Annotated in this window: 4 protein-coding genes; 1 reads left to right on the forward strand and 3 read right to left on the reverse strand. The window is 63.2% G+C overall.

Annotated elements, in window-relative coordinates:
* Positions 1-113: 113 nt before the first annotated feature.
* Both ABD842_RS14130 and ABD842_RS14135 read right to left on the reverse strand, forming a co-directional pair.
* Positions 114-557: a gliding motility lipoprotein GldH gene (locus ABD842_RS14130; RefSeq protein WP_345115127.1), complete on the reverse strand. Its 444-nt coding sequence runs from the start codon at positions 555-557 to the stop codon at positions 114-116.
* Positions 558-595: 38 nt separating this feature from the next.
* The gene (locus ABD842_RS14135) at positions 596-2,227 is read right to left on the reverse strand and encodes a regulatory iron-sulfur-containing complex subunit RicT (RefSeq protein WP_345115130.1); all 1,632 of its coding nucleotides are present in this window, start codon (positions 2,225-2,227) and stop codon (positions 596-598) included.
* Positions 2,228-2,747: 520 nt separating this feature from the next.
* On the opposite strand from ABD842_RS14135, the gene ABD842_RS14140 reads away from it, so the two are divergent.
* The gene (locus ABD842_RS14140; protein ID WP_345115132.1) at positions 2,748-3,554 is read left to right on the forward strand and encodes a M57 family metalloprotease; all 807 of its coding nucleotides are present in this window, start codon (positions 2,748-2,750) and stop codon (positions 3,552-3,554) included.
* Positions 3,555-3,806: 252 nt separating this feature from the next.
* On the opposite strand, the gene ABD842_RS14145 is transcribed toward ABD842_RS14140, so the two are convergent.
* A complete protein-coding gene (locus ABD842_RS14145; protein WP_345115134.1) occupies positions 3,807-6,476 on the reverse strand; it encodes a S8 family serine peptidase in 2,670 nt (889 codons plus the stop codon).
* Between the last annotated feature and the right edge of the window lie 454 nt (positions 6,477-6,930).

Here is a 6,930-nt window from a genome sequence, read left to right on the forward strand (position 1 = left end):
ACTACTTAACCCCCAATCAAGTCCATTCGCAAGGAAAAAGCCCCGCCGGAAAATCCGAGCGGGGCCCTTGCCTTATTCATGTCAACATATAGCCGGACGAGACACTCCCGAGCTTACTTGGCAGCCTTGGCCACCCGCACGCCCACAGCCATGATGCCCGGCAGCTGATCCTGACGCATGTACTGTTCCAGCAGCAGCTTGTAAGTACCCGTTTGGTGAAACCGCTGCCCCGGCAAAGCCAGAAACTGGTGGTCGTAGATGTCGCCCGTGCCGTTGCCGTTTGGCTCCCCGGTCTGCGGGTCCATCAGCAGCATCTGGTGCAGCAGCTTCGATACGGGTCGTCCCGCCGGATCGGTCAGCGTATGCTGCACGTACAGATTGTAGTAGCCGTAGGCCGAAGCGTTGCGGATGTTGAAGTACACGTCGTAGCGCTGGGTGGTATCGGCAATGGTGAACTCGAAGGTGGGCTTCACCTGCACGCCCCACACGTACTCATCCAGATCGGTGTTTTTCTCATACACCTGCCCCGGGTCGCAGGCAGCGAGCAGAAGCAGCATACTCAGCCCGGACAGCAAACGAAACAACTGCCGCATACCTAGGACGCTGAAGGTGGCGGGGGGGGAGTAGCGCCGCCCTCGGGCCGGGGGCGCCCGCCCCGCCGGGCAGAGCGGCCTCCCCGACTGCCCCGTTCCGCCCCGGCTTCGCCGCTGGCGCGGGCAGGACCGTCGGTGCCGGCGGCGGGTGGGGTGGCCGAGCGGGGTGGGCGGCCTTCGCCACGCGGGGGCCGGGCTTCGGCCCCGCCTTCCGGCCGCGGCGCCTCACTGCGCCGGGCGTCGCCGCGGCCTTCACTACGCCCACCTTCGGGGCGGCCTCCTTCGCTACGGCCGCCGCGGTTGTTGCGGCGGTTCATGGGGCGGGCAGCGGCCCCGCGCGGACGCCGGGCTTCTTCGCCGGCAGCGGCCGTGTCGCCTTCCGCGCCACCTTCGGGCGGGGCAGCGGCTTTGGGAGCACTGCTCGAAGGACGGCTGCTGCGGCGTGGCGCGGCCGGCGTAGCCGACAGCGGAGCCACGTCCGTAGCGCCTTCGGGCCGGTCTTTGCCACCGGTCTTCTTCTTGCGCTTGGGGCGCTTGCCGGCCTTGATTTTGTCGTCGAGACGGTCGAGGTTGCCTTCCACGTGGGCCGAAACCTCCGGCTCGCGCTCCTCCTCTTTCACCGGGGCCAGCAGACTCTCGGGCTTCTCCCCTTTCTTGTTCAGCTCCTGCACTTCGCGCACCCGGTCGATGCTCAGCATCACCCAGTTGTTGTCGCCGCGCAGGGCAAACCACATGCGGCGCTTGAAGATGTCGGTTTTCTGCAGGAAAGCCTCGCCTTTCTCCGTGAGCAGGGGGCGCTGCACCTGCGGAATGTCCTTCAGGGCGTCGAGGTAGGTATCGAGCTCGTAGTTGAGGCAGCACTTGAGGCGGCCGCACTGCCCCGACAGCTTGGCCGGGTTCAGGCTCAGGTTCTGGTAGCGGGCGGCGGTGGTGCTCACGCTCTTAAAGTCGGTGAGCCAGGTGGAGCAGCACAGCTCGCGGCCGCAGGAGCCAATGCCGCCGAGGCGGCCGGCTTCGTGGCGCAGCGAAATCTGCCGCATCTCCACCCGCACCCGAAACTCGTCGGCCAGGCGCTTGATCAGGTCGCGAAAGTCCACCCGGTCTTCGGCCGAGTAGAAGAAGGTGGCACGGGTGCGGTCGGCCTGGTACTCCACATCCGAGAGCTTCATCTTCAGGCGCAGCTCCTCCACCACCGAGCGGGCCCGGAACATGGTGCCCGTTTCCAGGTCGCGCACGGCTTCCCAGCGCTCCACGTCCTGCTCGGCGGCCACCCGCAGGATGGCGCGGATGTCCTTGGAGTCGGTGGGCACCTTTTTCTTTTTCATCTGCAGGCGCACCAGCTCGCCCTTGAGCGAGACGTGGCCCAGGTGCCAGCCATTGCCGCCGGCATCAATGACCACCGCGTCGCCGGTGACGAGCGGCAGGCGGCTGCTGTTGCGGTAGAAGTCTTTGCGGCCGCCTTTAAAGCGGATTTCGACGATGTCGAACCCGTGAAAGTCGCTGGGCAGCTCCACATCCTGGAGCCAGTCGAATACGTTGAGGCGGGTACAGCCCGAGCTACAGCTGCCTTTGGAGCCGCAGCCCTTGGCAGTCGTAGAACAGCCTCCGCCGGAGGAACAAGAAGTACAAGCCACGGCTTGGAAGGATATATCGTGAGGCGGAAATGATCCGCGCGAAATCGGTGATGAACAAAGATAAGCATTTCGGCCCCTTGCCCGGTCAGGGGCCAGCGGCCACGGCGCTGCTCAGGTAGCGCCGGTTTTTCAATATTGCACTCTTTATTTCAGCAAGCGCGGTCCTGGCCCGACCCGTTTTACAATATTTTGGCGGCCAGCGCCTTAGCCTCACGGCAAATAAGTCAGCGGCGCGCTCCGTCGGCGGTTGCTTCACTCCGAGGCGCAGGAGTTGCGGTCCGTCCACCGGCGGGCAGACCTTGCTTTGTGCAACGCGCACCAGAAAATTCAAATACTGCTATTGTATAATTCTTGCCGAAACGGTCTGTATAGGGAATTGAGCGGGCACGCACCCGCATACTTTGCATTTATTTTAAAGTTTCACGAATTAACCATTGACATTCATAATTTTTATGCTCAACTTTTGCACATAATTCATCCATTCCCCCATCAACCCTTCCCAACCCAAACCAAAAAAAGCATGAAAATCACAAAAGTACTATCTGCTTTGGCCATCTGCGCCTGCTCTATGTCGGTCCTGTCTTCTTGCCAGAAGAAAGAGGAGGTTACGACGAAAGACCAGATTTCCGAAGATACGTTGAGCCAAATCCGCCTGCTGGGTTTCACCACGGCTGATGCGAAAAAAGTAGAAGGCGGCTACCTGGTGGAAGGCGACATTCTGATTTCGGACAGCGACCTGAAAAACAAGCCGGAAAATCAGTTCCTGCGCGTAGGCGAAGAGGAGCAGTACCGCACCAACAACCTGGTGAGCGTCGGCTCGGGCCGCACGATTACCCTCCGCGTATCGACTTCGCTGCCTTCGGCCTACGTAACGGCCACCGACGAAGTCATCCGTCGCTACAACGCCCAGAACCTGCTGATCCGCTTTTCGCGCGTTACCTCGGGTGGCAACATCCTGCTGACGGCTGCTCCTAGCGGCTCGGGCTACCTGGCCTCGGCTGGCTTCCCATCGGGCGGCAATCCTTACGGCACCGTACAGGTGAACTCGGGTGCCATCGGCACCGCCAACGCCACCACGTACATTGCTACCATCCTGGCCCACGAAGTTGGTCACTGCATCGGCTTCCGCCACACCGACTACGCCGGCCGTCAGTATAGCTGCGGTGGTTCGCCCGTCAACGAGGGCGCCAGCACGGTTGGTGCTGTTTATATTCCCGGCACGCCCAGCGGCAACGATCCTAACTCCTGGATGCTGGCCTGCATCGGCACCGGTGCCAACCGGCCGTTCAACACGAACGACGTAACGGCACTGCGCTACGTGTACTAGCCTTATCCGGCTTCCATAGCAAAGGCCCGGTCTTCACAGACCGGGCCTTTTTTTGGGCTACATACCGGCCGGCCGGCCCGTTAAGGAAGGCTTGCTTTGGCTGGGAAGCTGCGGGGACGGGGCCCCGACCCAGGTTACCTGGCAGCACAAAAGCTTCGTTCCCCTCCCAACCCGTGGTTCGGCAGCTGGCCGATAAGCTGGTATCCGGGGCAGCCCACTCCAGCCGGAGCAGCCCCGACACGGGGCAACCGTTTAAAGTATCACCACCCGCCGGGAAACGCTATGGCCGCTGGCCGTGCGGGCGCGCAGAATGTACAGGCCCTTTTTCAGCCCGCTGGTATCAAACTGCTTGATCTGGCTTTCCTCCGTAACAGCCCGGATCAGGCGGCCCAGCATATCGTAGAGCTGCATGTGCAGGACTCCACCTTCGCCCTGGATAACCTGCAGCGGCTGCCCGGCCACAATGGGATTTGGATACAGCTGCAGGGCGGTCGTGGGAACGTACTGCACGCTTTCGGGCTGGCTGTAGAACGAACTGCCACCCGTCGTAAGCAGATGCACGCGGTACGTGTTGAGGCCTTGGCTGGGGCTGGCATCGGTAAACGTCAGCTGCAGCGCCGTCACGGGCGCCACGGTCTGCACGGGCACGTAGCTGCCGTCGGCACCGAGCTTTTCCAGCGTGGCCGACTGCAGCAGGTAGCTGCTGCCCAGCGTCAAATCCAGGCGCACCGTGTCGGTGGCCACTTCCCGGGGCAGGAAGGAGCGGATGTAGCAGCCGACACCGTTTTCCGCGTAGTCCACCGTGCGGCTGGCTTCCTGGGGCTGCCCGCCCAGCACAGGGGCCACGGCGTAGTGGCGTACGGCCAGGCGGGCCGCCGTTAGCAACAGCGTCGTATCGGCGGTTTGCAGCAGCGGCTCGAGGTAGGCCCCGCGCAGCTGATACACCTGGTACTGCTGTACTCCGGGCAATGCGTTCCAGGCCAGCAATGCCTCAGTAGGTGCGGTCTGACTGGGGCAGACGTAGCCGACCTGCACCTGCAGCCGCGGCAGGATGGCAAAGGTTTCGGACGCAAAAGCCGCGCCGCCCGTCACCAGTCGCAGCCGGGCCAGCGTCAGCGTATCCGGCACCGACCAGGCGTAGTATTCCTGGCTCAGGTTAAGGTCCGCCTTGAGCAGACGCCAGGTGGAACTGCCCAGGGGCTGATACTCGAGGCGGGCCAGAGTAGCCGGACCGCGCCACTGCCAATGCAGCAGTTGGTTTTCCTGGGGGCGGAAGTTGGCGCCACCGGTAGGCTGCACCCAGGTAAGGCCACTCTCAAGCTCGTACGCCAGACTAAAATCCTGCGGCCCGGCGGGTAGGCTCAGGCCCCGCACATGCAGCTCGTACGTGCCCGCCGGCGGAGCCGTCAGCGTGACCTGCTCCACATTGTTGAGATGGTCGGCGCGGCGGCGGGCGGGCAGGGCCAGCGAGTCCAGGTGCGGGTAGGAGCTCAGCACCCAGGGCCGCCAGCGCTGACCGGTAGCAGCATTGACCAATTCCAGGTCCAGGTCATTGAGCAGCGCAGTGGGGGCACCGGCAGCCGCGGCCGGGTCGGCCCAGGCCAGCGTGGCTTTGAGCAGATACGTACCGGCCGGCACCACAATCGGGAAACGAAGGGAAGCGGCGGTGGTGGCGGTGCCGGTAAAAAAGCGGCTGGCCTGTACCGTCTCTACTGCGCCCAGGGCGTCGGCCTGCCCGAAGCCGGAAACGAAATCGGGACCGGGGCGGCCGGTGTCGTCGGCGCTGTTGAGCAGGATGGCTTTTACCAGGGCAGCCGGCGGCAGCGTGCCCCCGCGGGGTTCCCGGTAGGCCTGCTGTACCAGGGCGCTGATACCCGAAACCAACGCTGCCGCGTCGGAAGTGCCGCCGTCGCCGTAGGCCACCAGCTCGGGCTTCAGCCGGCCATCGTAGGCCGGGCCGCGGGAGCTGAGCGGCGACACTTCGCCCGCCGCATTGGTGGCGCCCACGCTGAGCGTGTTCTTCGACATCTTAAACTGCCCGGTGGTGTTGGCCACGCCCGGCAGGCCTTTGTACGGCCCATCCGGACTCGCCTGCGCGCCCCCGTTACCGGACGAAAACACGTGGAGCAGGGCGGGAAACTGGGCGCTCTGCTGGTCGTAGGCGCGGGATTCGAGGCCGTAGAAGTTCTCGATACCTACGCCGTAAGAGTGGTTCTGCACCGAAATACCGGCCTGCCGCAGTGTCTCCCCGTTGTCGGGGAGCAGCTGGGCAAAGCTGGAAAAGCCGACTTTAGCCTGCCAGGCCACGCCTTTGCCGGTAGGTCCCGTATTGCCGGCGCCGGCGGCCAGCGTGGCCATGGTTGTGGCGTGGTCGGTAGGCGGGCCGGGAATAGTAGCGGCGTTGAGTACCCGGCCCTTCAGGTCCAGGTCGGCGGGGTCGAAGGGACCTTCCTTGATGGAAATGGCCATGCCCTGCCCCGCTACGTTCGGCAGCTGCTTGTGCAGGGCTGCGACGCGGTTGGCCGCCAGGTTGGAACCCCCGATCTGCCGCTCTTCGTGGGCTTGCCGGTTGGGTACATCTACAAACTGCACAGACGGGGCCGCCGCCAGCTGCTGCACCTGCTCCTGGCTAAGGTTTTCCAGCAGGAAATACTGAGTGCCGCCAACAGCCCCGGCGGTCAGCGTAATGGCCGGCAGATGCTGCCGGGCCCAGCCCACAAATACCTCATTGCTCGTTACGCTCACCCGCACTGTCTGCCGGTGGCTGCGGCCGGCCTGGGGAAGCAGCGTGGGGGCAATCTTCCGGTCGTTGGCCCGGCCACTCTGCGCAAAGGTGGCGGAAGGTGTGCCCAGTAGGAAAGCACCGCCTACTACCGCGGCTAGCGTGGCGTAACGGCGGAGTATTGTGGCAAAATAGTGCATCAAATGGCCTAATGAGGACGTTGTACCCGGCGTGGCCTTACGCCGGCCAATTAGTTAAAGATAGGAGAAAACGCCGCCACTGCCGCAGGCTCACCCACAGTTCTTGCAAAGAAGCGCCCTCGTTTTTACGGATTTTATAATCATCCCAGGGCATAGCATCAAAAAGCGCTGCTTGCAGCCAGCCCTCTTGGTGCGATTTTAAATCCTCGCCATAAGAGCGTTAGAGCGTAGCTCCTGCCTTCACGCAGTGCTGCCTTTGGTTGCCCAAGCTGTCGTAGTCGTGGGCAGCTTCCGTCAGCGGCAGACGATGATGATTTTGTCGAGCTTGACGTTGCCTCCCACCATATATCCTAGGTGTATAGTCCCAGCGTGAGGTGGGTCGGGTCCTGGGTAAAGTTAACGGGGTTTTTCTGCCACTGGGCACACACAAATTCATGTGGCGTGAGGCCGCGTA

Source organism: Hymenobacter algoricola, assembly GCF_039539525.1.
GTDB lineage: Bacteria > Bacteroidota > Bacteroidia > Cytophagales > Hymenobacteraceae > Hymenobacter > Hymenobacter algoricola.